Origin of the sequence: Erythrobacter ani, assembly GCF_019204025.1 — a bacterium.
GTDB lineage: Bacteria > Pseudomonadota > Alphaproteobacteria > Sphingomonadales > Sphingomonadaceae > Erythrobacter > Erythrobacter ani.
Genome location: NZ_JAGSPB010000002.1, coordinates 112,122 through 138,926 on the forward strand (window position 1 = coordinate 112,122; position 26,805 = coordinate 138,926).

The following is a 26,805-nucleotide window of genomic DNA, read 5'->3' on the forward strand; positions in this document are numbered from 1 at the left end:
TCATGCCCGCGATTGGGTTAGTCCTTCAACTCATGAAAACAATGATCCGACTGTTTGTCGCCGCCGCCTTTGCCGTTTCCGCTCCAGCATTAGCGCAGGACCGCGCTGAACCGCGCTGGTCGCTGGCCATTCATGGAGGCGCGGGGACGCTTGACCCGGAGAAGATTACGCCCGAGCGCCGCGCCGCTTACGAGGCTTCGCTTCAGAACGCGCTTGATGCTGGGAAGGCCATCTTGGCGAGCGGTGGCAGCGCAATGGACGCGGTGAAGGCTGCGATCATCCCGCTCGAAGACGATCCGCTTTTCAATGCCGGGCGTGGGGCGGTCTTTACGTGGGAGGGGCGCAACGAACTCGACGCCTCGATCATGGATGGACGCGATCGCAGCGCGGGGGCGGTCACGGGCGTTACCTCGATCAAGAATCCGATCCTGCTGGCGGACAAGGTTCGCACCGATAGTCCACATGTTTTCCTGATGGGCGAGGGCGCGGAAGAATTTGCCTCGCAGGTGCAGCTTGAAACGGCTTCGCCCGAATGGTTCGCGACCGAACCGCGCCGGGAATCGCTGGAGCGGATGAAAGCGGATGCGCTGTCATCAATCGATGTTGATCACAAATTCGGGACGGTTGGCGCGGTCGCGCTCGACATGGACGGCAATCTTGCGGCGGGTACATCAACCGGTGGGATGACCGGGAAACGCTGGGGCAGGATCGGCGACGCGCCCGTCATCGGCGCGGGCACCTATGCCGACAATCGTAGCTGTGCGGTATCGGCGACGGGGTGGGGTGAGTTTTTCATCCGCGTTGGGGTGGCAAAGGAGATATGCAGCCGGTTGCGTCTGTCGAACGCCGATCAGCCGCACGTGGCCGCCGACGAGGTCATGGCCGAGGTCAAGGAACTTGGCGGCGATGGCGGGGTGATTGTCGTTACTCCCAAGGGCGAAGCACTCTACAGCTTCAACACCACTGGCATGTACCGCGGCCGCGCAACGAGCGAAGGCGTGAATGAAGTGGCGATCTTCGCTGCGGAATAACCGCTAATTATCGCCGAGCCTGCAGCCACGCGCCTCGAGGATGGGGCGCATTTCCCAATAGGCCGCTGGGGTCAAATGCAACGGGATATACGGGTGCAGGTGGTGCACGATGTGAAACTGCATCCCCATAGAACCGATATTCCCAACCGACGACTTCCAGCTGCGTGTGTTTGTGTAGCGTGATCTGTGCGATCCGGGGTGATGCGGCGCCCACGACAGGAAAAACACGATATAGGTCATCGCGATCTGATATGGCAGCCACCAGAGGAACAGAGCCTCGAGCGCGTAGCCGTTCCATGCCAGCCCGCCGAGGACGGCGATGAAGCCAATGCGATAGAGCAGTGAAAGAACGACCAGATCCTCGCGTCCATTGCGTACAAGGCTGGCGAGGTAATCCTGATTGCGTTTTGCTGCTGGCTGGCGGCCCTGGATAGCCCGCCAGATTGCATTCCATGGTCCGGTCGCGCTTGAAGTGATGTCGACATCAAGGTCGGGATCATTTGTGTGGCGGTGATGATCGAGATGCGTAACCCGCAGCACCTCGAAAGGCATGACAATCATCCAACTGGTTGCGTGGCCCACCAGTTCATTAAGCCAGCGTAGCTTCGTGCCTGGCCGCGCGATAATGTCATGCTGCGCCTCATGCGTGGGCAGATAGACCAAGGAAAGGTTGACGACCGCGACCGGGGACGCCAGCCAAATTGGGACAACGCCTGAAATTACCAGCGGCCACAGCGCGATCCAGACGGCGAGATTTCCGAACGCCCAAACCACCGCAATCCACGGAACGCGGCCTGAATGCTTGCGTGCAATCTTGAGTTCGAGCCTGCGCAACTCCGGTTCTGAAAGCGATGACAAATCGATTGCCAGGCTGGGCGGGTGCGCGTTCATACCCACCGCCCTGTCACCTGCGCGAACAATCCCCAAGCGCCCCCGACGATCAACGCAAACGCGAGATGTGATAATCCGAAGGGAGCGGCAATGCCGAGCGCCTGCATTCCCTGCGAGATTACGGGCACCAGGAATGCGAAGGCAAAAGCCAAGGGCAAGATACCCGCAATGGTCTTGAATACGCGTTCCATGGCCCTCTTCCGGTGAAAATAGGTATCATATCGCTACTAGAATGGGAATGGACGGTCCCGTTTTACAAAGTCGGCAACGACTTCGCCGACGCGCGCGAGAGCCTGCTCAGATGCGGGGTCCATTCCCGTATGCGTGTCGTGCGACCTGAAATAGGCCGCGAAAGCGATCGGAGCGTGATCATCAGGCTCGACGAACCCGATATCGACATAGAGGCTGCCCATGCCGGGCCAGATGGACGTGCCGGTCTTGTCACCCGCGATCCAGCCTTCAGGCAGACCAGCGCGGACACGGTTGGCGCCGGTCGGCGTGTCGCTCATCCATTGACGCAGGACAGCTTGTTGCGCCTCCGGCAGCACGTTTCCGTAGACGAGCCTTGAGACAGTACGCGCCATGGCGGCGGGGGTGGTCGTATCGCGCACTTCGGTGACTGGCACGTTATTAAGCGCGGGTTCGATCCGATCGAGACGGCTGACATTGTCGCCAATGCTGCGCCAAAAATCGGTGAGCGCGCCCGGCCCTCCCAATTCACGCAGCAGAATGTTGGCCGCCGCATTGTCGGAATATTTCTGCGTAAACTCGGCCAACTCTCTCAGCGTCGCACCCTCTTCCAGGCGTCGGGTGGTAAAGGGCGAGACGAACATCAGATCGTCCTCGGTCCAGGTCACGCGTTTGTCCGCATCGATCTGACCCGCGGCATTGCGCGCGAGCACCATCGCCGCCAGCGAAAGCTTGAACGAAGAACAGTGCCCGAAGCGCCTGTCGCGGTTGATGCCGACGGCAATGCCTGTGCGCGTGTCGAGGATTTCCGCGCCCAGCGTCCCGTCGGCAGCAGCCTCGACGATGCGCAGCTTGGCCTGAAGCCGACCGATCGGACTCTGATCGGGAGGTATGCAAGCGCCTGCGCCGAGCGCCAGCGTTCCGCCCAGAAACCGGCGGCGATCGAAAGTCACAGATGTTTCTCCATGCACATGCTGTATTCGTCGGATACGTATTCGGCAAATGCCGGGCACTCGCTAAAACCGTATTTGCGATAGAGCCGTTTTGCCGGAATGAAATTGTCAGGTCGACCAGTTTCCAGCCCCAGCCAATTGTAGCCGCGTTTGCGCGCTTCGGCGATCAGATGGCGCAGGATCGCCTCGCCCGCGCCCCTGCCGCGATATTCAGGCGCGGCCCGCATGGATTTGATCTCGCCGCGCTTCCCGTCCAGTTCCTTGAGCGCGCCGACGGCGGCCAGGATTTGGCCATCCCGTGCGGCGAAAAACGCGATGTCGGCCTCTCGCAGTCGTTCGGGTGGCAATGCGTGAACCTTGCAAGTGGGTGACCAGCCATGCACTTCGTCGAGATGGTACTGGAGCAGGCCGAGCACATCGGGGCTGGTGAGATCGTCCGGCTCGATACGATAGCTTGTCATGAGAACTTGTCCGCCTTGCGCTTGCCGAACCGCATATTCCCCTCCAGCCGCGCCCGGAGCTGGCTATAGAACGCTTCAAGAAATGCTCTTTCATCGCCCGCACCTGGATCCCAGCCGATCTTCTTGCATATCGTCGCGTGCACCGCCGAAAGCGCGTCGGGGTCTGCATCGCGCAGCATCCGCTCAAGCGTCTGCAGCTCGCGCTCACCATAAACCGACAATTCATCCTCTCCGAAATCGTAGCGCATACCGGTGATTTCACTGGTTCCGCGCGAGGCGGCCGCGGTAACGGAAATCGCATCGGCGAGCTTGGTTCGTGGTGCCTCGACCACCCAGGTCCCTGCGATGACGTCGCCAGCGCGCAGCGCGTCCTTGTTGAAGAAGGGGAAGGCCATGAAGATCAGAAACCAGATCAGTCCGGCAATCCCGGCATTGCCCGAATCCCCGCCGGGTGCCATTGAGAGGAACACGAGTGGCATGAAAAGCTCGATATCGCGGAGCAGGTTGCGGGCGATTACGGCTTCGGGCGTCAGCCTGCCGCCGCCGCGCGCAGCCACGCGAATGCCGACGATCCGCTTCCCGAAAGTCGCACCTCGCGGGCCCAGCTCCATCACCAGAAAATACGCGTAGCGCGCCAGAAAGATGATCAGCACAAGGAGGATAAACAGGAATTCCGCAGCGCCCGAAATGCTCTCTTCCGCCGCCTGAACGGCCTCATCGAGCAGGCCGCCCGCAATCAGAAAGAGGAAGAGCTGGATCGCGACAAGAGCGAGGAACACGATTGCAAAATCGAGCACGAGCGCCCCGAGGCGCGATCCCCGCGAGGCGATGATCACCGGAACCGCGATGCCTTCGGGCGTGATTAGCTGCCGCTGACGAGTGTTGTCCGGGCTCAGCGCCGGTGCTGCCGCGTTCATGACTGGTACTCTTCGGTGAATTCAGGCCGGTAGAGGAAGAAGTAAACTAGCCAGAACGTCAGGAACATCCCGCCGATCAGGAACCGGGTTTCCGTGCCGCCCACGAGTTGGCGCGGGAACGCTTCCAGGATCGCTGCGACCACCATCATCAAAACGACCCCGACCATGATGACCGCGCTGCGCCGCCCGCTCTCCGATGCCGCTTGCAGGACGGACCTCGAACCGGGAAAGGCCATGGACCGGCCGATATGCAGCCCCGCCGCACCCGAAAGCAGGATGCCGAACAATTCAGTGGTCCCGTGCACGCTGAGCCATGCTGTAAATTCCCAGCCTAGTCCCTGACCGGCGAACAGCCAGATCATCGCGCCGAGCATAGCCATGTTGTGGACGAGCAGCATCAAGGACGGGATGCCGAAAGCAAATCCCAGCGCAAAGGCGAGTATGCACACCCCGGCGTTGTTGCTGAAAAGGTAGGCGGCAAATGCAGTCAGTCCGCCCGAATCGTTCTCGGCCCGGAGCGTCTCAAGCAGAACGTCGCGGCTTGCACCGGGTACGCGGGTATCGGCGAGTCCGGTCGGGACAAGCCTGTAATACCAGTCGTTATCCTGCGCGACGAGCAGCCAGCCCACGGCCGCACCGGACACCATCACGAACAAGGCGATGCAGATGTCGAGCCAGATTTCGCGAACCGCACGGCTCCAACCGCCAAGGATGAACTCGCGCAGCCAGCCGAACAGACCCTTGCGCGGCCCGTAGACCTGGAACCACGCGCGTTGCACGAGGCCTTCGAGGTAGCTGAGCGTTGAGGCATCAAGCGATGTCTCGCGCGCGACCGAGAGGCTGGATGCGGCTGTCCGATATAGGGTGGGGAGGGCGAGCAAATCCTCGTCGCCGATCTTGCGAAGTCCTCCGCGTTCCATCCGCGAAACGACATCTTCGAGCCGCCGCCAATCGCCCTCTCGTTCGAGGCGGAAACGATCCGAGCGAAGCGCTGCGCTCTCGATGTCCGCTGGTGGGGCAACATCGCCGCGGCCGAACCAGGTATCGATCTTCCGTGCGAAAACGCTGGAGGGGGCGGGGGACTTCAACCTATCGCCTCGCTGTTCTTTGCAAGGAGGTAGCGATCGATCAGGCGATAACCGATTTGCTCCCACGGAGCCTCGATCACATCCACACCCAGTCTGCGGAGCCGCTGCAGGACGATGCTTCGCTGGTGAGCGAGCGTATCGGCTGTCACGCTGCGGGCGAGGGTTGCGATGTCGCTTGGTTCTTCCTCGACAAAAGCGCCGAGTTCGCTGTCTGCGATGGTCACGAATACGATGAGGTGTTTGCCGACCAGTCGCTCGATGCTTTCGATCATGAGTTCGGCTGCCGTCGCATCGGTGAAATCCGAAAACAGCACGATCAGCGAGCGACGCCGAAGCTTGGCGGTCAGGGTTGCGAGCGCCAGAGTGAAGTTGGGCTCCGCGGTGCTGTAATCGAGCGCGGCGGCGGAGCTTTGCAGACGATTAAAGGCGCGCGGGTCCGTGATGAACGGCGTCATGACCTGCGGCCTTTGCGCAAAACCGAACAGTGCGGCCCGATCACCGCTCTTCAGCGCGACATACGCGCATGTGAGTGCTGCAGATACGGCCCGGTCTATCCTGGGCATCCCATCCACCGGCTCGCACATCGCTTGCCCGCAATCGAATGCGAAGACGATCTGGTTGTCCCGCTCGCTCTCATTTTCGCGGGCGTAAAGGTGGTTGTGGCGGGCGCTGGCTTTCCAGTCGATCCGGCGGCGGTCCATGCCAGGTTCGTATTCTGACAATGCTTCGAACTGAGTGCCTTCGCCGCGAATACGCCGCGCGATAATGCCGGTCTGCGAATTTCGCAGGAATGTCTGCAATTCGCGGCTGCGCACAGGAGAAAGGTCTGGCCAGATGCGAATTTGCTTTTCAACCGGGAAACCAATCTGGCGCGCGCCAAGCCCGAATGGCCCCTCCCAGCGCAGCCACGCGCGGATGATGCTTGCAGTGCCGCGTCTTTCGGGATGGAGCTCGACTGATCCGTCATACGTCCCGCCTGAAGTGCTGCTGGCCAATTTGACATGTGCCATTCCCGATCCACCCAAGCGCGGATCGAAGTCCAGTGCGGCTATCGGCCCGGTTGGCGCCGTGCGGGAAAACGCGGCTGCGACCTTGATGGAAATGGCCTGGCCGATTTCAGCATCTTCGGGCGCCTGCACCGACCAATCCCTGCACGATCCAGCTAGCCATCCATCGAGGATCACCAGCAGAAGCACCGTAGCTGCAAGGATCGGAGCGGTGATCCATAATCCGGGCGCGACCGCCGCGACGAGGATGGCCGCCGGAGCGAGCCCGGCGATGAGCCATGCGCTGCGCCCGGTGGGCACAATGGGAAATCGAGGAAAGGTCCGTTGCAATTTCCCGGCAGCCTATCAGCGTGGAGCTTCCGTGCTCTCGACGAGCTCAGCGACCAGCGCTTCGATGTCGCGACCCTCGATCTCGGCTGCGGGGCTCAGCGTGAGGCGGTGACGCAGGACCGGAATCGCTAGCGCTTTCACATCGTCGGGTATGACGTAATTGCGCCCGGCGAGCGCAGCTCTGGCCCGCGCCGCGTTTGCCAACATGACTGCTGCGCGTGGTGATGCTCCGACGGAAAGGTCGGCGTGGTCGCGGGTCGCACGCACGAGGCGAACAACATAGTGGGTGATCTCTTCGGCGACGGTGATCTCGTCCAGCGCGCGGCTAGCAGCTTCCAGCGTCTCTGCGTTCGCGACCGCCGTCACACCGAGTTCTGCAGGTTGCTGCGGACCTTGTCGCTTGCCGAATTCCTCGACGATCCGCGCCTCTTCGCTTTCGCCGGGATAGGGGACCAGCAATTTGAACAGAAACCGGTCAAGCTGCGCCTCGGGAAGGGGATAAACCCCTTGGTTTTCGATTGGGTTCTGGGTTGCGATCACCATGAAGCGCGATGGAAGCTCGTGGGTTTCACCATCGAGCGTCACCCGTCGTTCCTGCATCGCCTCGAGCAGGGCTGCCTGTGTTTTGGGAGGCGTCCGGTTGATCTCGTCACCGAGCAACAACTCGCAGAAGATCGGGCCGCGCGTGAGAGTGAACTGGCTGGTCTGGAAATTGAACAGGTTTGATCCGAGAATATCACCCGGCAGAAGGTCCGGCGTGAACTGGATCCGGCCGAAGCCCAGACCCAATGCGGCGGCGAAACTGTTGGCAAGAAACGTTTTGGCAGTGCCTGGCGGACCTTCGAGCAAGACATGCCCCTCGCTGATCAACGCGACGAGCAATTGATCGATCATCTCGTTCTGACCGACAATCGCCTTGGACACCTCGGTCCGGATCGCCTCGGCTAAAACGCGTAATTCATCTAGACTCATGCTCATCGAGTGAGTTTCCCTTCAAGCTCTTTCATCGCCTGTGCAGCGTGCAATATCTCGGGTGCCGTCTCGGCCCTTATCAGCCGGTTCAGGCGGTGTGAGTATGGTTCTTCATCGGGCAGACGCGCTGCCACAGCGGCGTCGATAGTGCCTGGATCAGGGCGGTTGATCCCGAGCGCGTGAGCGATGCGCCGCTGAGACAAGACGGCATAAGGTTCGGCGAGCAGACCGAATCTCTTTGCTCGCACTATCAGCCCGGCGCCATTGCGGACGAGGCGATCCTTGCCAAAGGCGATTTCGGAAGGGGCTGCGCTCACCGGCCCAAACCGCATGAATGCGCGCCAACCCACGATCAGGCTTGCAAGGATCAGGCACAGGGTAGCCGCCAGAAATGGCGGCTGGAACGCGAGGGTCAGCAAATTGCTCGCGCCGCCCAATCCGTTGAGGGTGAGGTCGAACACGATCGTGCTCGCATCTCCGCCCGCGGCCTCTCGCACCAGCGCTATTGCTGCAGCTGCCCGCGTGGCATCTGCCAGTCCGTAATTGTTGACGATATCGGGTTCGACAAGGACGGTAACTGTATGGAGATCCTCAGCGAAGTTGTGATCTCCCTGACCGATCACATGGAAAGCGAGAATTCGGCCCTGACTATCGGACATCAGAGGGTCGTGGCTTCCGCTTGGCACCGCGTAGGCGACCAGCTCGCTGGACAAATCGCCGGCAAGACCAAAACCCGACCACATCGCGCCAGGCTCGGTCCGCCGCGTCAGAGTGAACGGCGCTGGCAATCCTTGTGTCCAATCGAGATCGGGGATTCCCGTGAAGCGTACCCAGCCATCCTTGAACTCTTCGGCCACTTCATCCGAAATCTGGCGAGGGGGACCGGCAGTCTGCCATTTCGGCAGGATCACGAGCGTAGGGCCCATGTATCTGCGCCTTTCAAGCATCTCGCCCAGTTCATCCGGGTCGGCATCGAAGCCGGGCGTCAGAACCAGGAGCGCGCTCGTCTCCAGTCCGCCAGGGCTGCGAGACAATTCTACCTCGGCGCCTTCGGCCTCCAGCAGGCGTGTCAATCCGGCATAGCCATTCAGCCCGACTGCCGAACCGTGGGCAGCCCCATCACCGCGTCTCTCTCCGGTGTCGCCGGCCCCAATGAAGTAAAGCAGTGCGAGAAATGCGGCGAACCCGATGAGGATCACGGCAAGCACCGTGCCGCGGCTGAAGGGAGAGGCTTCTCTGCCGGTTTGGGCCGGAGCTGTCATGAGCGAGCCCCGATCCGCTCTTCGGCGAATTGCGCATAGGCTGCGCGTGCTGCCTCCCAATCCGCAGCGTCGAGCGATCGCAGCGCGAACAGGCTTCGCTCCACGCGCTGCGATATCGTGCGGAAAGCGTCGCGCGCTTGCAGTGTCAGCGTAGGTAATTCAGCCAGCTCGCGCGCAGTGCTCGACGGTTCGACCCACTCGGGACGTGCCGACGCGATATGCCCCACGCTGCGCTGAAGCAGCAGATGCGTTGCCGCATCATAATGGCCTTCTGCCGCAAGCCTGTCAGCATCTTCAAGCAGGGCGAGGCTTTCCGCGCGGCTCGGCTCCCATTCGGGTTCGCTCTCTCCATCGGCGAGTGTGCGCACGTTGCGGCGCGAGGTTCCATACAGGTTTATCAGGGAGTAGATTACAAATACCGCGAGCGCTGCGAGCAAAACCCATTTGAGAACCGGCCAGCTGTTTGCCAGAAATCCGCCGACCGGTCCCAAAATTTCACCCAAGAACTGGAAAAACGCCTCGAGAGCACGCTCGAATGCGCTCGGCGGTTCGATCACCGGCTCGGGGATTTCAATCGGCGCGAACTGGATATCGGTGTCACTGCGGACACGCGTCCAGCTCTCCGTTATCGGCTCGCTGATCGTGGCGGCAGACGAAGGCGGAATCTCGGTAGGTGGATTGGGCGCCGCATTGGTCATTCAGCGCAAGTGGTGGCACGGCCTATCGAGTGGCGCAACAGCGAATGCCCCTGTGTTTGGCGGAGAGGCTCAGCCGCGCGCGCGCCCTTGGGCATAAGTGCCGAGAATCCGCAGTTCCTTGGAATGGAATGCGCATTCTTCCAAAGCGCGGTCGACAGCTGGGTCGCCGGGTGCGCCCATGATGTCGGCATAGAATTTCGAGGCGGAGAAGCTGGCGCCTTCCTGATAGCTCTCAAGCTTGGTCATGTTCACGCCATTGGTCGCGAACCCGCCCAGCGCCTTGTAAAGCGCGGCGGGAATGTTTTTGACTTCGAACACGAACGTCGTGATCGCCGGAGTGTCCCCAAGCGCCGCGAGCGAGAGCTGATCTGCGGCGAGGATGACGAAGCGTGTCATGTTGTCTGCGCTGTCTTCGACATGGGTTTCCACGATGTCGAGCCCGTATAGCTCAGCCGCGATCGCTGGGGCGATGGCGGAAATCTTTGGATCGCCTTTTTCCGCAACGAACGCCGCCGCGCCTGCCGTATCCGCGTGGCTGAGAGGCACAATGCCTCTTTCCCGCAAGAACAACCGCGACTGGCCGAGAGCCTGCGGGTGGCTATAAGCCGCCTCGAACGGACCATGACCCAGCCCCATCAAGGCGTGATGGATCGGCATGAAATACTCGCCCACGATCGAAAGGCCGCTCTCTGGAAGCAGGAAATGAATGTCGGCGACGCGGCCATGCTGCGAATTTTCTATTGGGATGATCGCCTGTCCCGCCCGGCCATCCTTTACCGCTTCCAGCGCATCTTCGAAGCTGAAACAGGGCAGAGGGAGGGCATCGGGACGAGCCTCGGTCGCGGCGCGGTGCGAATTGGCACCGGGCGAGCCCTGGAATGCAATTGCGCACGCCGGATCCTGTTCCGCAGCGGCGCGAAGTTTGTCGACAATGGCGAGGGCTGGTCCGGGAAAGCTGCGCATGTTCGCCTGCGTTGCTAGAACCGGAGCGACGATGCGGCAAGCCTGCTTGCACCGCCCGCAACAAATGATGATGCGATCGCTCTTGCGCACGCGCGTAGGCGGCATTAATGGAGCGCCGGGATGACACAAGAAAACTCTTCAGACACGAATCCCGCGACCGACAATGGTGGCGGCGATCTCTTCAACACCGCAGCGGGATGGGTACTGTTCGCAGCAGGCCTTGGTCTCGGGCTGTCGATCCTGAGCGACAAATACTTCCACGGCTATGATCCGGAAATGCCTGAACAGCCGGGTTACTTCATCGAAGCTGCCGAAGAAGAAGGTGGTGCCGAGCCCGAAATGACCATGGCGGCTGCGCTCAATATGATGCCGCAAGACGATTTGGTTGCCCAGGGTGAGAAGGTTTTTGCCAAGTGCCAGGCGTGTCACAATGTCGCGCAGGGCGGACCCAACGGCGTTGGCCCGAACCTGCACGCGATCATGGGCGCGCCCTTCGCCAGCAAGGCGGGCTTTAATTATTCGTCGGCATTGTCAGGCGCCAGCGGCAATTGGGGCTGGGAAGAGATGAACGAATGGCTCCTTAATCCCAAGCGTTACATTGAAGGCACCTCGATGAGCTTTGCCGGCCTCGGCAAGATCGAAGATCGCGCGGCGGTTGCGCTTTACCTCAACGCCAATGGTTCGAACCTTCCGGTTCCCGAATATGTAGAGGAAGCCGCAGCCGAAGAATCGCCGGAAGGCGAAACCGAGGGTGAAGCTGAAGGTGCAGCCGAAGCAGAAGCCGAGCAGGATGCAGCGGCTGAAATCGAAGAAGTCGCAGCAGCCGAATAAGCGCCGCCCAGCATCTTCGAGGTGGGCCTGCGTCAATCGCGGCCCTTGAATCCCTGAGCAACGACATACCATTCGGATGAGCCCTTGCGGCTCGCTGGAGGTTTGGCGTGTTTGACCGTCTTGAAATGCTGCTTGAGCAGGTTCAGCAGATCGGTGTCGGTGCCGCCCGCCAGCACTTTCGCCACGAACGCACCGCCCTTTTCCAGCGTCTCGGTCGCGAACCATGCGCCGGCTTCCACCAATGCCATGGTGCGCAAGTGATCGGTCTGTTTGTGGCCGACAGTGTTCGCTGCCATATCGGACAGGACGAGGTCCGGCGGCCCTTCGAGCGCCTCTTCGAGGGCACCGGGAGCCGCATCGTCCATGAAATCCATTTCGAAAATCGTCACGCCTTCGATCGCATCGGTGGGAAGCAGATCGATACCGACCACCTTGGCCTTCGGTGCACGCGCACGCACAATCTGGGACCAGCCTCCGGGTGCGATACCCAGATCGACGACGCGCTTTGATCCGCGGATCAGTCCGAACCGATCGTCCAGTTCGAGCAGCTTGTATGCCGCACGGCTGCGATATCCATCGGCCTTCGCCTGCTTTACGTATGGATCGTTGAGCTGACGCTCGAGCCAGCGAGTCGAGGACGCAGTGCGTTTCTTCGCCGTTCTGACGCGGCGATCGGGATTGCGTCCTGAACGCGTCACGCGCCGGTCTGCCCGGATCGCGTTTCGTTCAGCGCCTTGAGCGCGCGGGCGCTCTGGCGTTCGGCCGCCATGAGGCTGCGCAGAATGCCTTCCCGGATGCCCCTGTCTGCGACACCCAGTTTTTCGGCGGGCCAGAGATCGAGGATGGAATCAAGAATGGCGCAGCCGGCCACGACCAGGTCTGCCCTGTCCTGACCGATGCAGGGCAATTGGCTGCGTTCCGAGGGTGACATGCCTGACAATTGCTGGCTGATATCGCGCATGGCGCTAGACGGGACGATCAGGCCGTCCACGGCGTTGCGATCATAATGCGGTAGTTCGAGGTGCAAGCTGGCGAGCGTGGTCACGGTGCCGCTGGTACCAAGCAGGCGAATGTCGTCCCTTGTCGCCTCACCGGCGATGCGGTCGGCGAACGGGGCGAAACTGCCTGACACGATTTTCCTCATGCGTGCATACCGATCAAGGCGCGCATCGCGGTTCTCTTCTCCGCGCCCGACCGTATCGGTGAGCGACACGACGCCCCACGGCACACTCTGCCAGTCGATAATGCGGGGAATTTTCCCGCCCGGTTCCAGCAGCACCAGTTCCGTCGATCCGCCACCAATATCGAAGATGACAGCTGGGCCCTCGCCGTTTTCGAGCAGGATGTGGCAGCCGAGCACCGCCAGCCGTGCCTCTTCTTCGGCGCTGATGATATCGAGCACTATGCCGGTTTCCTCGCGCACCCGCTCGATGAACTTGGGGCCATTGGCCGCACGGCGGCAGGCTTCGGTCGCGACAGACCGCGCGAGGCGGACATTGCGTCGGCGCAATTTGTCAGCGCAGACGGACAGCGCGCCTAGCGCGCGGTCCATAGCCTCGTCGGACAATCTCCCGGTCTTCGCCAGATCCTCGCCGAGTTTCACCACCCGGCTGAATGCATCGATGACCGTGAAGTCACGTCCGGAGGGCCGCGCGATCAGCAAGCGACAATTGTTCGTGCCAAGGTCGAGCGCGGCGTAAGCCTCGCCGGGGCGATGCGGACGCTTTTCGTGGCTGGCAGGGGTCGAAGCGCGGTGCACACGGCCATTACTCTTGCCGCCGTCCTGGGCCTCGTCACGCTGGAAGGGACGCTTGTAGCGAAAATCGGCTACCTTGCCGGACTTGCCGCCCCTGTTCTTACCAGCCCTTTTGTCTTCGTCCGGCGGAGGCATGTCCGCCATAATCGTATCTTTCATTCCACTCACGCGATTGTTGCGCGAGCACCTGACGTGGATGCTAACGGAAGCGAGGAGAGAGAGCAAGCAAGGGAGGTCTTGCGATAAGGGGCGTGCCCGAGCGGTCTTGAGGCGCAGGAACAATTGCGCTTGATGCTGCACAGGCCTTGACCTTGGCACGCGCCAAAACTAGGAGGCGCGCTCGCAAAGCGAGAGTCCCTGATCGGACCCGCTCGGCATTGCCCCGTCGTCTAATGGTAAGACTACGGACTCTGACTCCGTCAATTGAGGTTCGAATCCTCACGGGGCATCCATTGCCACGGTATTGGGTAGCAAACGCACAAAGAGCTACCTAGCCGAGCAACCCGCTCAATTCGTAGATTCCTCCCGTTCAAACGGAAAGGAATTACGATGGGTCAAACCAATCTTCGAAAATCTCTGCAAAAGCGATACGCCGGTCTCACTGGCGAACTTGAGGACGTTCATTTTCAGATCGAGCGGATCAAACGAGAGCAGGACAGACTCCCTACTCTTGAAGCCCGCATCCCTGATCTCGAAAGCCTGATCGAAGCAACCGATTTGTTGCTCCGGGACAATGACCCTGATTGGGACCCCTCGATGGTCGAACCTACCAAGCCGTGGTCTTTCAAGAATCCGATCCCTTTCGGCCAGTGTGGTCGAAGGGCAATGGCGCTGTTGCGTGAGACCGAGCGGCCAATGACATGTCGGCAGATCACATTGGAGTTGCTGCGACAAGCCGGTGAGACTGAGCCCGACATCGAAGCTGTGCGGCGCGTCCAGACGGCAGTTGAGTCCTCGCTTAGGAAGTTCAGGGGGCGCACGGTAGAATCGTCGGGGAAGTATCCGGCCCAATGGCGGGCCATCAACAAGCCGGAAATCAATTTCGATCCATGATGTAAATCAAGTATTGCAGTGAGTGTATACTTTTGCTTTACACAAACACCTGAAAATAAAAGACTTTACGATAAGTAAAAAATCGGCTAGAAGCACGGATTCCAACCCCAGAAAAGGGCAAAGCCACGAACACTTGCAGGTGTTCGTGGCTTCATTTCAACCGCCTTTTCGGTAGAAAGGAGGTGTCCCGTGCAGATCAACTGCGCGTTATTACGCTATACGTGACTCTTATTTCGGAGTCCAGAGAATAAGTTAGTCCTCGCCGAGGTGGAGATTCCGAACTTCCATCGCGGCGAGGCACTGGAACAGGAACGCCGCAGAGAACGTGCCTCTGGCGATCTTATTCGCCACGTTTCGCGGATTATCCTCCACGCCGACATCGGCAAGCAGCTTCACCAGATCAGGCGTTTTCATGCCTCTGCGAGCCATCTCGGCTTGCAGGACACCCTTTGCGTAGCCGTTCCAGTCCCTCTCCATATCACTCCTAACGAGGTTAAATCACCAAATATGGTGAAAAGTCACTTGACAGAATCGGACTTATTCATCAAATTCGATGCAATATCACTGCATCGGAGGATAAGTCGCAACATTTTCTCACTTCGGCAAGGGCTAGGACGCTTGATCTCAAGCGCATCGCTCGCATGTCCGAAGAGGAGGCGGTGGATGCGTTTGTCTTGTTGCGTTACGCCGAGACGAATGGAGAGCCCTACTGTCCCAAGTGCGGGTGTCAGGTAACTTACAAGGTCAATCGCAAGATCAAGCACCGCAAGACCGGTGAGGTAACGGGAACAAGTCGCAAATACACCTGTGCGGAATGCACACACCAGTTCTCACCTACATCAGGAACGATCTTCCACGGCCGCAAGCTTGAACACCGCGACATCTTGTTTGGAATCGCGCTCTGGGTGAATGGAGCCAAAGGTGAAGCGGCCCTGCATTTGTGCAGGGACATGAATGTAAATCCGAAGACGGCGTTCATTCTCGAAAAGAAGCTTCGCGAGGTGATGGGCACGCTCCAGCACGCGGCAAAGCTCTCAGGCGAAGTCGAGGGCGACGCAACCTATGTTGGTGGGTATGTAAAGCCTGCTAATCTCAAAAAGAACCGCCGCGATCGACGCAAGCTGGCGAACCAGTCAGGCAAGAGGCAGGCGATCACCGTCCTGCGCGAGCGAGGCGGTAAATCTCGCGCTTTCGTTCAAACTGAGAAACAGACCGCTGCTGTCATGCGCGATCTCGTCGAGGACGGGACTTTCCTGATCTTTGACGAGTCCAAAGCATTTGATGGGCTCGAAGCGCTGTTTGATGTGAAACGCGTCAATCACGACGGGAACGACACGAAGAACTACGGAGAAGCCGCATACTCGCGGGACGGAGTTCACACTAACCTTGCAGAGTCCAGCCACTCGCGGCTCAAGCGCTCGCAGATGGGTGTTCACCACCGAATCTCCGGTGATCACCTGCAAGGCTACGCCGACGAGATGACTTGGCGCGAAGACCACCGGCGCAAGTCCAATGGTGAGCAATTCTTGACACTCGTGACGGCTGGGCTGCACCACCCACCATCGATGCAATGGAAGGGCTACTGGCAGCGCCGGAAGGAGGCCGCGTGATGGCTAACTTCACAATTCACTTAATGGGTCAGCATCAACCCATCACGCTCGACTTGCCCTGCAACGACATCGACGATCTGGCGGATCAGTCCGCTACAGCCCGCTATTTGACAGGCCACATGGCGCAGGCAGATGGGGATGGTGTTTGTCGGCGTGTGATGATAGCGACAAGCCGCATTCAGTGCGCCATAGAGGCCGACTAGAAAGCACGCTCTTCGCGGTCGATGACACATTTCCCAACATCCATAGCTGGTCCGCCTGTGACGCGGTAAAATGCGCTCTGGGTGTTGTCCCTCCGGAAAGTGAGGTCCTTGCGATCAATCTCAAAGCCATTGAACAAGACCTTCTCCGGGGTGAAGATTGCTGGCTTTTTGACGGTCATTCCATTGCGATGAATGAAATAGCTGACGGTGTTGGCCGCCTCGTTCAACTGGACATCGAAAGTGCTTTCGCCACCCTGATCGCTGAGGGTGCATGTCAAGAACACTGGTTGTGCAAGAGCAACGCTGGGCCATGCCAGAGCGCTCGCAGTGATGGTGGCCAGGAATACTCTTTTCAAAATTGCCTCCGCTGATGGATCGCAAACCTCCTTAGGGCGAAAAGGTTAACAGCGGGATTCATACACCGTGGACTGATACTCCTCCTTGCCGCGATTTGGCGGCGTGGACCCATATCTCGACATCCTTGGCCAACGCATCCGCGCAAGGCGTAGCGAACTCGGCATGTCTCAGGAGGGCTTAGCCAATGAGGCCGGGCTGGATCGCAGCTATGTTGGGCGGATTGAGCGCGGCGAGCATAACCTGACATTTGTATCGTTGGTGAAGCTGTGTCGGGCCATGGGCTGTGATGTGGCCTCGCTGACGAGCGGCTTGCCTGCGTCCAAAAACATGAGCGCATCCTAGCTAATACATAAAGGCATCACAGCAGATGATTGTTTTAAAACATATTTTTTCTAAATGAGAATGATTTGCAATCTACAAATTACATTAGCGAGCCCAGTAAGGAACATAGCGGGCATAGCGATTGCTTTGATCCTCAGACAACGGAACAATCCGCCCTCTGTCCATAGCTTCCTTAATGACCAAAGAGACCTGAGGGTATTGCCTTTGAGGTAAACCAAAGCGCTCACGCAGCGATGCGTTGCTCATCGGCTCATTATCCTCGTATTTTAGACAAGCGTGCTGGTAACAAGCAAGAATCCTCTCATCAGGAGTCCAACTAGCAAATGGCTTCTGCTTATATGTAGTGACAATGGTCGAGCCTTCGACAATTTGAATTGCCGGAGGGGGAAGCGCGGCGGCCTCAATCGCACGCAAGGCGCGATCAACGCCGCTACCACGAAGCTCGCAAAGCCCCGCTTTTCGCATCAAGTTTGAAAATTCAGGGTTCCTAGATTTCGACGGACTGTCGATGAACCTATCGGCCTCAATCAGAGGCACTCCCGGATTGATAATCTTTACTCGGTCTGCATATACCTCGAATGTCGGCCTCTCTCCCGGTCTGGTCAAATCCTGATGGACCAGAGCATTTGCTACAAACTCGCGAATTGCGATTTCCGGGACAGAATATGTAGGCGTTCGTATGCCTTCCACGAACTCTTCACCCTCCGACAACAAAGACATCAGACGCCGCATTAAAACACTAAAGACCACAGCGTATCCGCGTATCCCTGCAAGGTCTTCTCTTGCATGATCTTTGTCCGTTCCCTCGAACTCTAGCAGCCTCATACCCTTCATGGCCAACGCAGGAAACATGTCCAGATTCTTGGCACACGCTATGGCCATGAGCGCCAGAACATCGAACCGGCCCTGTAAATTCGATTGGATTAGCCCTTCGCCCTCCAGACGGTCGAGCTTGGCTTCGGTCGAATTAGCTGTAATTTCTAACAATTCGAGCAGCTTTGAAAAATCGTAGTGCTCATTGAGGTCTTCGACAGTCGCATTGGGTTGAATGATCGAACTTTCGAACGAGTAGCGCGATGTAATCTGCCATATACTGCGCTCAAGGTCAGGATAGTCACCAAGATTCTGCTGGGCAGTTCCGATACGAATGAAAGCTTGGTTCTGAAATTTCACTGGCCGCTCATAGGGCGGAGTAATACATAAAATTTGTATGTTCTTCCCGTGATACTCAACCGTTTCAATCAACAGATTGACTTTCGGATCAAGCATCTTGTTCAGCCAGAACACATAAGGGTCGCCTCCCTTCTTCATGCTGTGAAGGTCAACTGTCGTGCCTACAACATCGTGAGTTTGGTCTTCGATGCCCCAAACGAGATACGCCTCGCTTTTTTCACGGAGAATTGCAGCATTCGCGAGTGCTGATACATACTTCCCGATCGCGGTCGGATCAGCATTGTTAACCTTGAACTCGACCCAATCGGTCTCGCGCGGGAGTGCTCGTAGATTATCGAGTAAGGCTTCTGGGTCTTCGAGTTTTATGGCCATACCCCTTCAATAGCTTCACAACCTAGGAAGTGCGATAAACTATTGAAGTGTCCACTCGCAACTTTGTGCGTTTGCTACCTAATACCGCATTGCCATTTCATCGTGATTACGCGCCGCCTTGCCGATGGCTTTCGCTGCGCCTAGGGCTGCAGCAATGACAGATAAAGACTTAAAGGACCGCCGATTTTACCGCGCGGGAGAAGAATCCCGGTTCGCCGACGAAGCGCCCGATCGCACTCCACAGACCGAACACCCCGCTTACAAGCTGGCCTTCCGCGACCACGACTTCCTTCTACGCGATGAGCTGCGACCGGTCAGGTTCCAGCTCGAACTGCTGAAGCCTGAAATGCTCCTCGATGAAGCACGCGTCGGCTCGACCATGGTGATGTACGGATCGGCTCGTATCCCCTCGCCGGAGCAGGCGCAGGCGACCATTGATGCGGCCAAGAACGGGACCGAGTACGAACAAAAAGTCGCCGCGCGTCTCGCTGAAAAAGCGAAGTACTATGAAGAAGCATACAAACTGGCGCGGCTGGTATCCGAGAAAGCGATCATCGAAGATGGCAAGCGACAGTTCGTCGTCACGACCGGTGGCGGGCCTTCGATCATGGAAGCGGGCAATCGCGGTGCCAGCGATGCCGGCAGCGAATCCATCGGCCTGAATATCGTCCTGCCTCACGAGCAGGCGCCCAACACCTATGTGACGCCCTATTTGTCGCTCAACTTTCACTATTTTGCACTCCGCAAGATGCATTTCCTGCTGCGCGCGCGCGCCGTTGCAGTATTCCCTGGCGGCTTCGGTACGTTCGATGAGTTTTTCGAGCTGCTTACGCTGATCCAGACCGGCAAGATGAAGCCATTGCCGATCCTGCTCTTCGGGAAGGATTTCTGGACGCGGGTCGTCGATTTCGAAGCGATTGCCGAAGAAGGCACGATTTCGAAGAAGGATCTCGAGCTGTTCCACTGGTGCGAGACGGCCGAGGACGCCTGGGATCACATCGAGAAGTTCTACGAGCTCGAAAATGGGACCGCGGCCTAGCCTCCGTCCGACAGCCGTCTCACCGCATGGTGACCCAGCGGCCCCTGACCTGCCCCAAAGCCCGGTGCATTTTCAATTGCACTGCGCACGAAATTCCGTCCCAGCCGGACGGCGTGCTCAAGCGGCTGACCGTGGCCGAGCAGGACCGCGATTGCCGATGACAGCGTGCAGCCTGTGCCATGGGTATGTTTCGTGTCGATCCGCGCGTGATCGAATTGCACGGCACGCTGATCCGGCACGTAGAGGATGTCGATGATCCGGGCATCGCTCGTATGTCCGCCTTTCGCCAGAACTGCTGCTCCTGTTTTGTGCGACAACTCCTCAGCAGCGCCCGCCATTTGCGCGGTGTCAGTCAGATTGCGTTCGAGAAGGTGGCCGAGTTCCGGCAGGTTGGGTGTGACGAGGGTGGCGAGAGGGAACAGCTTTTCGCGCATTGCTGCAATCGCGTCAGGCGCGATCAGGGCGGCGCCGCTGGTGGAGATCATCACCGGATCGAGCACGATTGGTGCTTCGACGCCGGCAAGCGCATCGGCAACATGCTCGATGATGTCGGTATCGTGAAGCATGCCAATCTTGATGGCGTCGACGCCGATATCGTCGATGCACGACATGATCTGTTTGCCGACCACCTCTCCTGACATCGGCGCGATTGCCTGGACTCCGAGGGTGTTCTGTGCGGTGACCGCCGTGATCGCGGTCATCGCATATCCGCCCAGCATCGCGATTGTCTTAATATCGGCCTGGATGCCTGCGCCGCCGGAAGAATCAGAGCCGGCTATTGCAAGGATGCGGGGCGCGGGCCGTTCAGTCATCCTTTGAATTTTCGTGTCGTCGATGGTGGAAAGTCATCGTGGAGCGCGGCGGCGCGGGTGGGGCGATCCATCAACTCGCCTCCGCAGTTGGGGCACTGATCGTCCAGCTTTTCCGCGCAGGATGCGCAAAATGTGCATTCGAAGCTGCAGATGAAACCGCCGGGATTTTCAGCAGGGAGATCGCTGCCGCAGCGTTCGCAATCGGGGCGCATTTCGAGCATGGATTGATTCCTTCTTCAGGCAGCGACGCGAACCGCGTCGCAGACCCGGTCGACCACCGTTTCAACCTGCGCCGCGTCGTCGCCTTCGGCCATCACTCGGATCACCGGTTCTGTGCCGGACGGACGAATGACCAGTCGGCCCTTGCCCACAAGTTCGCTTTCGACATCGGCGATCACTGCGCGGACCTGTTCATTGCCGAGTGGGGAATCACCTTCGTAACGGACATTCTTGAGCAATTGCGGAACCGGATCGAACAGATGCAGGATTTCGCTCGCGGGCTTTTTCGAATGGACAAGGCTGGCGAGCACGCGCAGCGCTGCAACGGTGCCGTCGCCTGTGGTGCCGTGATCGAGCAGGATCATGTGGCCCGACTGCTCGCCGCCGACGTTGAAACCACCTTCCTTCATGCGCTCCAGCACATAACGATCGCCGACTTTGGTGCGCTCGAGTGTGAGGCCGAGGCTGTCGAGATATCGTTCCAGGCCGAGATTGGACATGACGGTCGAAACGACGCCGCCGCCCGTAAGCGCGCCTTTTTCGTGCATGCGGGTCGCGATGAGAGCCATGATCTGGTCGCCGTCGACTGCCTGGCCCTTCTCATCGACCACGATCAGACGATCGGCATCGCCGTCGAGGGCGATGCCGATATCGGCCTTTTCCTCGACCACCTTCGCCTGAAGCGCCTCGATCGACGTCGATCCGACACCATCATTGATATTCCTCCCATCTGGGGACACGCCGAGCGTGACGATCTCTGCGCCGAGCTCCCAGATGGCGGACGGGGCGACTTGATAAGCGGCGCCGTGAGCGCAATCGACCACGACTTTCAGCCCATCGAAGCGGACATCGCTGGCAACCGAGTCCTTGACCGCGTGGATGTACCGGCCCCTGGCGTCCTCGATGCGCCTTGCACGCCCGATAGCCTCGGCTTCGGCGAGGTCGGGCTCCGTCTCGAGCAGGTGCTCGATTTCAGCTTCGGCCTCGTCCGACAGCTTGAAGCCGTCGGGCCCGAAAAGCTTGATCCCGTTATCGGCGTACGGGTTGTGGCTCGCGGAAATCATGACGCCGAGGTCGGCGCGCATTTCTCTGGTGAGCAAGGCGATCGCCGGCGTGGGGAGGGGGCCTGTCATGATGACGTCCATGCCCACACTGGTAAAGCCTGCCACGAGGGCGCTTTCCATCATGTACCCAGACAGCCGCGTGTCCTTGCCAATGACAACGCGGTGGCGGTGCTTGCCGCGGACAAAGTAATTCCCCGCTGCCTGGCCGACTCGCATTGCCGTCTTCGCGGTCATTACGTCGGCGTTGGTGCGGCCCCTGATCCCGTCTGTGCCGAAAAACTTGCGTGTCATGCTGAACTGGTACCTGTGATTGATCGCGACAATTTGTCAGGCGCTTCTGGCGCGGTTATCGCCAGAAAGAAAGGGCGACAGGGATCGAAGGGAGCCGTTTTCTTGGATAATTCTAAAGGCAAGGCGGGCGATAGCAGTTTCGAACTGGTTGCCGTCCGGCTGCCGGTGCTGGCGACATTCGCGTCGCTGCTCCTTGGGCTAGCGGCAGGAGTAGGCGCGGCCGACCTCGCTATGGCCCCGTGGCTGCAAGACAGCATCGCGCTGATCGGGACGCTGTGGCTTCGCGCGCTTCAGATGACAATCATCCCGCTGGTTGCGAGCCTTCTGGTGCTCGGTATCGTGCAGATGATCACGGCCGCTCGCGCTGGAACGGCGTCGATCACGTTTCTTGCACTTGTTTTCGCCGTTCTGATAGCTGGCGGCATTTTCACTGCTATTGCGATGCCGCTCCTGTTGCAGATTGCGCCCATTCCGGAGGCGGCAGCCGGTTTCCTCGCAAATGTCCCGCAAGACGAGCAGATCGTGCCAGGCATCCTCGATTTCGCGGAATCGCTGATAGCGTCGAACGTCTTCGCAGCGGCGGCCAACACGGCGATGCTTCCGCTCACAATCTTTTTTGCCGTTTTTGCAGTCGCGATCGCGAAGTTGCCGAACGATCAAGGCCGCACGCTGCTCGGGTTCTTCCATGCGCTCGCCAATGCGATGCTGCTCATAATCGGTTGGGTGCTGTGGATCGCGCCTTTAGGGGTCGCGGCTCTGGCATTTGGGGTTGGCCTGCGAAGCGGTGGCGGAGCGTTCGCAGCGTTAGGGCATTATATCCTCGTCGTATCGGCCATGGGCGGGTTTATCTTTGTGCTCGCCTACGTGATGGCATCGTTGCTTGGCGGGATCAGTCCAGCCCGTTTCGCCTCGGCGGTTCTGCCGGCCCAAGCGGTCGCGATATCGACGCAAAGCTCGCTTGCAAGTCTCCCGGCGATGCTCGACAGCTCCAATCGGTTGGGCGTGAAGTCCGCCACCAGCGAATTCGTCCTGCCCTTGGCTGTCGCGATCTTTCGCTCGACCAGCGTTGCGATGAATCTGGCCGTTGCGCTTTACGTCGCTGCCTTGGCAGGCATCGAGATATCAGCGGCTCTGATCGTGGTGGGGATCCTTGTAGCCGTGATCATCAGTATCGGATCCGTGAGCCTGCCAGGGTCGATCAGTTTCGTCGTTTCGATCGGTCCGATCGCGCTCGCGATGGGAGTGCCGATCGAGCCGCTGGCATTGCTCGTCGCTGTTGAAATGCTGCCTGACATCATGCGTACGCTTGCGAACGTGACGATGAATGTTTCGGTCGTTTCTATTGTTGACAGATGGACAGGACGCGAACGCGCCGACTAGGCTTTTGCGGCCGCTTCGCCTTTTCCTGCGGCAACATCATCAAGCTCTTCAAGTATGGCGCGGTGCGCGCTGTCATCATCGATTGATCGCCGCGGAATGTCGCCGTCGGCCAGCATCGAATTGAGGGTTGCACGCGCACGGCCCACGCGGCTCTTGATGGTGCCGACTGCACAGCCGCAGATATTCGCCGCCTCTTCGTAAGAGAAACCGCCAGCACCAACCAGCAGAAGCGCCTCGCGGCGTTCGGGCGGTAGCGTCAACAATGCGCGGTGCATGTCGGAAAGGTGGAGCGGTTCTTCCTGTCCAGCAGGCGCTGTCAGGATGCGTTCGGCCACTCCTTCATCATATTCGCCGCGAAACCGATTGCGACGCATGTCCGTGAGATAGGCGTTACGCAGGATCACGAAGGTCCATGCCCGCATGGACGTACCCGGCTCGAAGCGATCCTGCGCGGCCCAGGCTTTCAGCATGGTTTCCTGCACGAGATCGTCAGCCATGTCGGGTCGACCGCAAAGACCGCGTGCAAATGCACGCAGATGAGGGACGACTTCGGTAAGCTCACGCTTGAAGTCGGCCTTTTCCGAAGCTGTTCGCTTCGGCAGCTCTTTCTTTTCGGCCATCAGTCCCTTTTTCCTTCTTTGGAAGGAGGGACATCATCGCCGTCTTCATCCAGTTTGGCCAGCAGATCCTTGAAACTGTCTGGCAGAGGTTCTTCCACCACGGCATCATACAGATGCCGTAGGCCATCGGCCCATTCTGGCGAAGCGCCATCACCCGTTGTCTTTGCGGCGCGGCGTTCGTTCTCGTTTTCGCGTTCGTTTCGCGGCATATCGCAGTCTGCCTTGATCCCATGGCTTCGAGCTTCAGTCGCTCAGCAATTCTTCGGTCCCTTGCGGCACCGTCTGTTCGTGTGGTTTGGGAACGATGCGACCATAGTTTGGTTCCGTCCACATACACACGCGACAAAGAAAGACATGGGAATCCACACTTCCAATCCTGACTTGCAGCGCTCAGCGGAGAATACGCAGCCTGGCCGGCGAAAGCGTTTCTCCAGCCGTGGCCGCACGCGTCGCTGGTTGCTGGATTACCCTCGCGCCATACCTCTTATGATCTTTGCGGCGATCGCAGCCGTGACAGTGCTCAGCGTGTTTTCGATCGAGAGCAACGTTAGAGCGCGCGAAACCGCGCAGATGAGCAAATACGGGCAATCGATCGCTTCCGCGCTTGAGCGCCGCGGCAACAGCTTCTCGGCCTATCTTCGCGCGGGCGCCGCATTGTTTTCAAGCGTCGAGGAAGTCACTCCGCAAGTATTCAATCAATTCGTCAGCGAGCTGCGCCTGAATATCGAATATGAAGGATCAGAAGGCATCGGTTGGGCCGCTATTGCTTCTCCATCGGATGACGGGATATTTGATGGGAGTACAGGCACACTTCAGCCCGATTTTGCACCCCCGGAAACGGCCTCGCTACGCACTGCTCCTGTCACGTACCTGTCACCAGATAGCGAGCGAAATCTGCGAACGCTGGGATACAACATGTATTCCGATCCGGTTCGCGCAGCCGCAATGGACGAAGCGCGGCAAACGGTACGGCCAACCGCATCTGGCAAGGTCTCCCTTACATACGAAGAAGGGGACGACGCGCCTGGCTTTGCTATCTTCATGCCTGTTTACGGCGGCGATCCTGTGACGCGCGATAGCGAAACCAGTCTGGCAGGCTTTGTATACAGCACCATCAATGCAGAGCGTTTCGTTGATTCGGCCATAGAGAACGCTGACGCATCGGATCTCGGCCTTCGACTCTACGATGGCGCGATCGCCCCGGAGCGCTTGCTGGTGACACGCGCGCTGGAAGACGAACCTACGCACGAGATCGAGCGCGCGGTTTCCATCGGCAATCGTGAGCTCGTTCTGGTCGTCGAATCCGATGATCCACAAATGCTCTCTCCGCTGTCGATGGTGACTTTGCTGTTTGGCTTGGCAGTGGCCAGTTTGCTGATGTTGCTGGCGCGGCTGTTGACCAGGCAGGCAGCCGAGGACCAGTCGAGGCTCGCCTTTTTCGAAGAGCAGCACTCCATTCGCAATTCCCTGACCCGTGAACTCAATCACCGGGTCAAGAACACGCTGGCGAATGTATTATCGATCCTGTCCCTGACGCGTCGGCGCAGCACCGATCTGGACGAATTCGCGGACAGTCTTGAGGGACGCATAAGGTCGCTATCAGCGACGCATGACCTCTTGACCGGGACCGACTGGGGTACGACGCCCCTCAAGGCGATTGTGGAGGCGGAATTGCAGCACTTTCGTAAAGGTGCGGAAAATAGCGTTTCGATCGAGGGCCCTCCCGTCGATCTCGCTCCCAATGATGCCTTGTCGTTCGGCTTGGCGATCCACGAATTAGCGACCAATGCGGCCAAATTCGGTTCGTTAAGCGTTCCCCACGGAGAAGTGGCCATCGCCTGGAAGCTTCTCGACAAAAATCTCGCCGAGGTGGAATGGGTGGAGCGCTGCGGTCCCGCAGTCCCCACAGCACGCAGCCGTGGCTTCGGCACCGACCTTATCGAAAAGATCGTGGCGCACGAATTGAAGCAGCCGGTCGAGCTGAGCTTCGAAAAAGACGGGGTGCGCTGCAAGTTGCGCGTCCCGGTGCGCCGGCGCGATCAGTTCCAAATCCGCGAGGAAGCGGAAGCGAAAGCGGGTTGAATTCAATCCAGCGGGCGGGTCGATCCGAAGAACAGCGCCTGGCTGATCGCGGCGCGCACGGTTTGCTCTTGAAAGGGCTTGGTGACCAGATAAGTGGGTTCAGGGCGGTCACCGGTCAAAAGCCGTTCGGGATAGGCCGTGATGAAGATAACCGGAACCTTCGCAATCGCCAGAATGTCGTCGACCGCGTCGAGACCCGACGATCCGTCGGCGAGCTGGATGTCTGCAAGCACCAGCCCGGGCGTATTGTTCTCAACGACTTCCTTCGCCTGAGTCCGCGTCGCGGCAGTTCCGCAGATGTCGTGACCGAGCGAGGAGACGAGGTCTTCGAGCTGCATCGAGATCAAGGGTTCGTCTTCGATAATCAGCACAGATGTTGCCTGTTCGCGATCGATCTCGCTGATCGCTTCCGACACAAGTGTTTCGATTTCCGCGGTATCGAGGCCCATGATCTTTCCGGCGTCCGCTGCGGAAAAATCTTCCAGCGTGGTAAGCAGTAGAGCCTGACGGTTCAGCGGAGTGATCGATCCCAATCGGGTCTGCACCCCGGCTTCATGCTCGCTGCTGGCTGGGTCGACAGGCTCGACCTCAACGTTGGCGCTCGACCAGACTTTGTTAAAGGCGCTGTATAGCGGAATGCGCCCGCCATCGAGCGAGGCCTTAAGTTCCTCGTCGGCAAGTGCGGCTTCCAAGGTTGCGCGAACGAAAGCATCGCCGGTGGTCTGCGAGCCGGTCAACGCGCGTGCGTATCGACGGAGAAACGGAAGGTTTGCTGCAACTTGTTGACCCAACGACATAAATACTCGCTTTCCAAAACTGCTCAAAGGCCGAGCTCGACG

At 59.1% G+C, this 26,805-nt stretch carries 31 protein-coding genes and 1 tRNA gene; 10 read left to right on the top strand and 22 right to left on the bottom strand.

Going from position 1 to position 26,805, the window contains the following annotated elements; genetic code table 11:
* The first annotated feature begins 32 nt into the window (after window positions 1-32).
* Complete coding sequence (locus KCG45_RS07500) at window positions 33-1,031, top strand: isoaspartyl peptidase/L-asparaginase family protein (protein WP_218316646.1); 999 nt, start codon at window positions 33-35, stop codon at window positions 1,029-1,031.
* Between the two features lie 3 nt (window positions 1,032-1,034).
* On the opposite strand, the gene KCG45_RS07505 is transcribed toward KCG45_RS07500, so the two are convergent.
* The 11 genes from KCG45_RS07505 to KCG45_RS07555 form a co-directional block, all read right to left on the bottom strand.
* The gene (locus KCG45_RS07505; protein WP_218316648.1) at window positions 1,035-1,922 is read right to left on the bottom strand and encodes a fatty acid desaturase; all 888 of its coding nucleotides are present in this window, start codon (window positions 1,920-1,922) and stop codon (window positions 1,035-1,037) included.
* Complete coding sequence (locus KCG45_RS07510; protein ID WP_218316650.1) at window positions 1,919-2,113, bottom strand: hypothetical protein; 195 nt, start codon at window positions 2,111-2,113, stop codon at window positions 1,919-1,921. The genes KCG45_RS07505 and KCG45_RS07510 overlap by 4 nt, the downstream gene beginning before the upstream one ends.
* A gap of 36 nt (window positions 2,114-2,149) precedes the next feature.
* The gene (bla, locus tag KCG45_RS07515; protein WP_218316651.1) at window positions 2,150-3,064 is read right to left on the bottom strand and encodes a class A beta-lactamase; all 915 of its coding nucleotides are present in this window, start codon (window positions 3,062-3,064) and stop codon (window positions 2,150-2,152) included.
* Window positions 3,061-3,525, bottom strand: a complete 465-nt coding sequence (locus tag KCG45_RS07520; protein ID WP_218316653.1) for a GNAT family N-acetyltransferase — start codon at window positions 3,523-3,525, stop codon at window positions 3,061-3,063. The genes bla and KCG45_RS07520 overlap by 4 nt, the downstream gene beginning before the upstream one ends.
* Entirely contained in the window at window positions 3,522-4,442 is a 921-nt protein-coding gene (locus tag KCG45_RS07525) for an RDD family protein (protein WP_218316654.1), read from the bottom strand. The genes KCG45_RS07520 and KCG45_RS07525 overlap by 4 nt, the downstream gene beginning before the upstream one ends.
* A complete protein-coding gene (locus tag KCG45_RS07530; RefSeq protein ID WP_255548071.1) occupies window positions 4,439-5,530 on the bottom strand; it encodes a stage II sporulation protein M in 1,092 nt (363 codons plus the stop codon). The genes KCG45_RS07525 and KCG45_RS07530 overlap by 4 nt, the downstream gene beginning before the upstream one ends.
* Entirely contained in the window at window positions 5,527-6,837 is a 1,311-nt protein-coding gene (locus KCG45_RS07535) for a DUF58 domain-containing protein (protein ID WP_369410754.1), read from the bottom strand. Before KCG45_RS07535 ends, KCG45_RS07530 begins: the two co-directional genes overlap by 4 nt.
* Before the next feature lie 45 nt (window positions 6,838-6,882).
* Window positions 6,883-7,845, bottom strand: coding sequence for an AAA family ATPase (locus KCG45_RS07540; protein ID WP_218316656.1), 963 nt, complete (start codon window positions 7,843-7,845; stop codon window positions 6,883-6,885).
* On the bottom strand, window positions 7,842-9,101 hold the full coding sequence (locus KCG45_RS07545; RefSeq protein ID WP_218316657.1) for a DUF4350 domain-containing protein: 1,260 nt from the start codon (window positions 9,099-9,101) through the stop codon (window positions 7,842-7,844). Before KCG45_RS07545 ends, KCG45_RS07540 begins: the two co-directional genes overlap by 4 nt.
* Complete coding sequence (locus KCG45_RS07550) at window positions 9,098-9,799, bottom strand: hypothetical protein (RefSeq protein ID WP_255548072.1); 702 nt, start codon at window positions 9,797-9,799, stop codon at window positions 9,098-9,100. Before KCG45_RS07550 ends, KCG45_RS07545 begins: the two co-directional genes overlap by 4 nt.
* Window positions 9,800-9,868: 69 nt before the next feature.
* Complete coding sequence (locus tag KCG45_RS07555; protein WP_218317578.1) at window positions 9,869-10,762, bottom strand: prephenate dehydratase; 894 nt, start codon at window positions 10,760-10,762, stop codon at window positions 9,869-9,871.
* Window positions 10,763-10,882: 120 nt separating this feature from the next.
* Here KCG45_RS07555 and KCG45_RS07560 point away from each other — a divergent pair, with 120 nt between their 5' ends.
* The gene (locus KCG45_RS07560) at window positions 10,883-11,593 is read left to right on the top strand and encodes a c-type cytochrome (RefSeq protein ID WP_218316659.1); all 711 of its coding nucleotides are present in this window, start codon (window positions 10,883-10,885) and stop codon (window positions 11,591-11,593) included.
* 32 nt (window positions 11,594-11,625) lie between these two features.
* Here the strand turns inward: KCG45_RS07560 and KCG45_RS07565 are convergent, their stop codons facing one another.
* Window positions 11,626-12,291 (bottom strand): RlmE family RNA methyltransferase, encoded by a 666-nt coding sequence (locus KCG45_RS07565; protein WP_218316660.1) that lies wholly within the window; start codon window positions 12,289-12,291, stop codon window positions 11,626-11,628.
* Window positions 12,288-13,493: a Ppx/GppA phosphatase family protein gene (locus KCG45_RS07570; RefSeq protein WP_218317579.1), complete on the bottom strand. Its 1,206-nt coding sequence runs from the start codon at window positions 13,491-13,493 to the stop codon at window positions 12,288-12,290. The genes KCG45_RS07565 and KCG45_RS07570 overlap by 4 nt, the downstream gene beginning before the upstream one ends.
* A 234-nt stretch (window positions 13,494-13,727) precedes the next feature.
* On the opposite strand from KCG45_RS07570, the gene KCG45_RS07575 reads away from it, so the two are divergent.
* Together KCG45_RS07575 and KCG45_RS07580 are read left to right on the top strand one after the other, a co-directional pair.
* Window positions 13,728-13,801: transfer RNA gene (locus KCG45_RS07575), tRNA-Gln, on the top strand.
* Window positions 13,802-13,898: 97 nt separating this feature from the next.
* The gene (locus tag KCG45_RS07580; RefSeq protein ID WP_218316661.1) at window positions 13,899-14,402 is read left to right on the top strand and encodes a hypothetical protein; all 504 of its coding nucleotides are present in this window, start codon (window positions 13,899-13,901) and stop codon (window positions 14,400-14,402) included.
* Between the two features lie 252 nt (window positions 14,403-14,654).
* Here KCG45_RS07580 and KCG45_RS07585 read toward each other — a convergent pair whose 3' ends face one another.
* Window positions 14,655-14,879 (bottom strand): DUF6471 domain-containing protein, encoded by a 225-nt coding sequence (locus tag KCG45_RS07585; RefSeq protein ID WP_218316662.1) that lies wholly within the window; start codon window positions 14,877-14,879, stop codon window positions 14,655-14,657.
* A gap of 83 nt (window positions 14,880-14,962) precedes the next feature.
* Between KCG45_RS07585 and KCG45_RS07590 the strand changes: the two genes are divergently transcribed.
* A complete protein-coding gene (locus KCG45_RS07590; RefSeq protein ID WP_218317580.1) occupies window positions 14,963-16,012 on the top strand; it encodes an IS1595 family transposase in 1,050 nt (349 codons plus the stop codon).
* Window positions 16,012-16,215 (top strand): hypothetical protein, encoded by a 204-nt coding sequence (locus tag KCG45_RS07595; protein ID WP_218316663.1) that lies wholly within the window; start codon window positions 16,012-16,014, stop codon window positions 16,213-16,215. Before KCG45_RS07590 ends, KCG45_RS07595 begins: the two co-directional genes overlap by 1 nt.
* On the opposite strand, the gene KCG45_RS07600 is transcribed toward KCG45_RS07595, so the two are convergent.
* A complete protein-coding gene (locus KCG45_RS07600; RefSeq protein ID WP_218316664.1) occupies window positions 16,212-16,571 on the bottom strand; it encodes a hypothetical protein in 360 nt (119 codons plus the stop codon). The two genes, KCG45_RS07595 and KCG45_RS07600, sit on opposite strands and share 4 nt — an antisense overlap.
* 103 nt (window positions 16,572-16,674) lie before the next feature.
* Between KCG45_RS07600 and KCG45_RS07605 the strand changes: the two genes are divergently transcribed.
* Window positions 16,675-16,914: a helix-turn-helix domain-containing protein gene (locus KCG45_RS07605; RefSeq protein ID WP_369410789.1), complete on the top strand. Its 240-nt coding sequence runs from the start codon at window positions 16,675-16,677 to the stop codon at window positions 16,912-16,914.
* A gap of 84 nt (window positions 16,915-16,998) precedes the next feature.
* Here KCG45_RS07605 and KCG45_RS07610 read toward each other — a convergent pair whose 3' ends face one another.
* Complete coding sequence (locus tag KCG45_RS07610) at window positions 16,999-18,459, bottom strand: RNA/DNA-binding domain-containing protein (protein ID WP_218316665.1); 1,461 nt, start codon at window positions 18,457-18,459, stop codon at window positions 16,999-17,001.
* A 154-nt stretch (window positions 18,460-18,613) separates the two neighbouring features.
* On the opposite strand from KCG45_RS07610, the gene KCG45_RS07615 reads away from it, so the two are divergent.
* The gene (locus KCG45_RS07615) at window positions 18,614-19,498 is read left to right on the top strand and encodes an LOG family protein (RefSeq protein ID WP_218316666.1); all 885 of its coding nucleotides are present in this window, start codon (window positions 18,614-18,616) and stop codon (window positions 19,496-19,498) included.
* On the opposite strand, the gene thiD is transcribed toward KCG45_RS07615, so the two are convergent.
* The 3 genes from thiD to glmM are packed head-to-tail and all read right to left on the bottom strand — an operon-like array spanning window position 19,495 to window position 21,884.
* Window positions 19,495-20,310: a bifunctional hydroxymethylpyrimidine kinase/phosphomethylpyrimidine kinase gene (thiD, locus tag KCG45_RS07620; protein ID WP_218316667.1), complete on the bottom strand. Its 816-nt coding sequence runs from the start codon at window positions 20,308-20,310 to the stop codon at window positions 19,495-19,497. The genes KCG45_RS07615 and thiD overlap by 4 nt on opposite strands.
* Window positions 20,307-20,531: a DUF1272 domain-containing protein gene (locus tag KCG45_RS07625; protein WP_218316669.1), complete on the bottom strand. Its 225-nt coding sequence runs from the start codon at window positions 20,529-20,531 to the stop codon at window positions 20,307-20,309. Before KCG45_RS07625 ends, thiD begins: the two co-directional genes overlap by 4 nt.
* Before the next feature lie 15 nt (window positions 20,532-20,546).
* Window positions 20,547-21,884, bottom strand: a complete 1,338-nt coding sequence (glmM, locus tag KCG45_RS07630) for a phosphoglucosamine mutase (RefSeq protein ID WP_218316671.1) — start codon at window positions 21,882-21,884, stop codon at window positions 20,547-20,549.
* Between the two features lie 102 nt (window positions 21,885-21,986).
* Here glmM and KCG45_RS07635 point away from each other — a divergent pair, with 102 nt between their 5' ends.
* Entirely contained in the window at window positions 21,987-23,264 is a 1,278-nt protein-coding gene (locus KCG45_RS07635) for a dicarboxylate/amino acid:cation symporter (protein ID WP_218316673.1), read from the top strand.
* Here the strand turns inward: KCG45_RS07635 and KCG45_RS07640 are convergent.
* Complete coding sequence (locus KCG45_RS07640) at window positions 23,261-23,884, bottom strand: sigma-70 family RNA polymerase sigma factor (RefSeq protein ID WP_218316674.1); 624 nt, start codon at window positions 23,882-23,884, stop codon at window positions 23,261-23,263. The genes KCG45_RS07635 and KCG45_RS07640 overlap by 4 nt on opposite strands.
* Window positions 23,884-24,093, bottom strand: coding sequence for a NepR family anti-sigma factor (locus KCG45_RS07645; protein ID WP_218316675.1), 210 nt, complete (start codon window positions 24,091-24,093; stop codon window positions 23,884-23,886). The genes KCG45_RS07640 and KCG45_RS07645 overlap by 1 nt, the downstream gene beginning before the upstream one ends.
* Window positions 24,094-24,238: 145 nt before the next feature.
* Between KCG45_RS07645 and KCG45_RS07650 the strand changes: the two genes are divergently transcribed.
* Window positions 24,239-25,966: a CHASE domain-containing protein gene (locus KCG45_RS07650; protein WP_218316676.1), complete on the top strand. Its 1,728-nt coding sequence runs from the start codon at window positions 24,239-24,241 to the stop codon at window positions 25,964-25,966.
* 2 nt (window positions 25,967-25,968) lie between these two features.
* On the opposite strand, the gene KCG45_RS07655 is transcribed toward KCG45_RS07650, so the two are convergent.
* Window positions 25,969-26,763 (bottom strand): response regulator, encoded by a 795-nt coding sequence (locus KCG45_RS07655; protein ID WP_218316677.1) that lies wholly within the window; start codon window positions 26,761-26,763, stop codon window positions 25,969-25,971.
* Window positions 26,764-26,805: the final 42 nt, after the last annotated feature.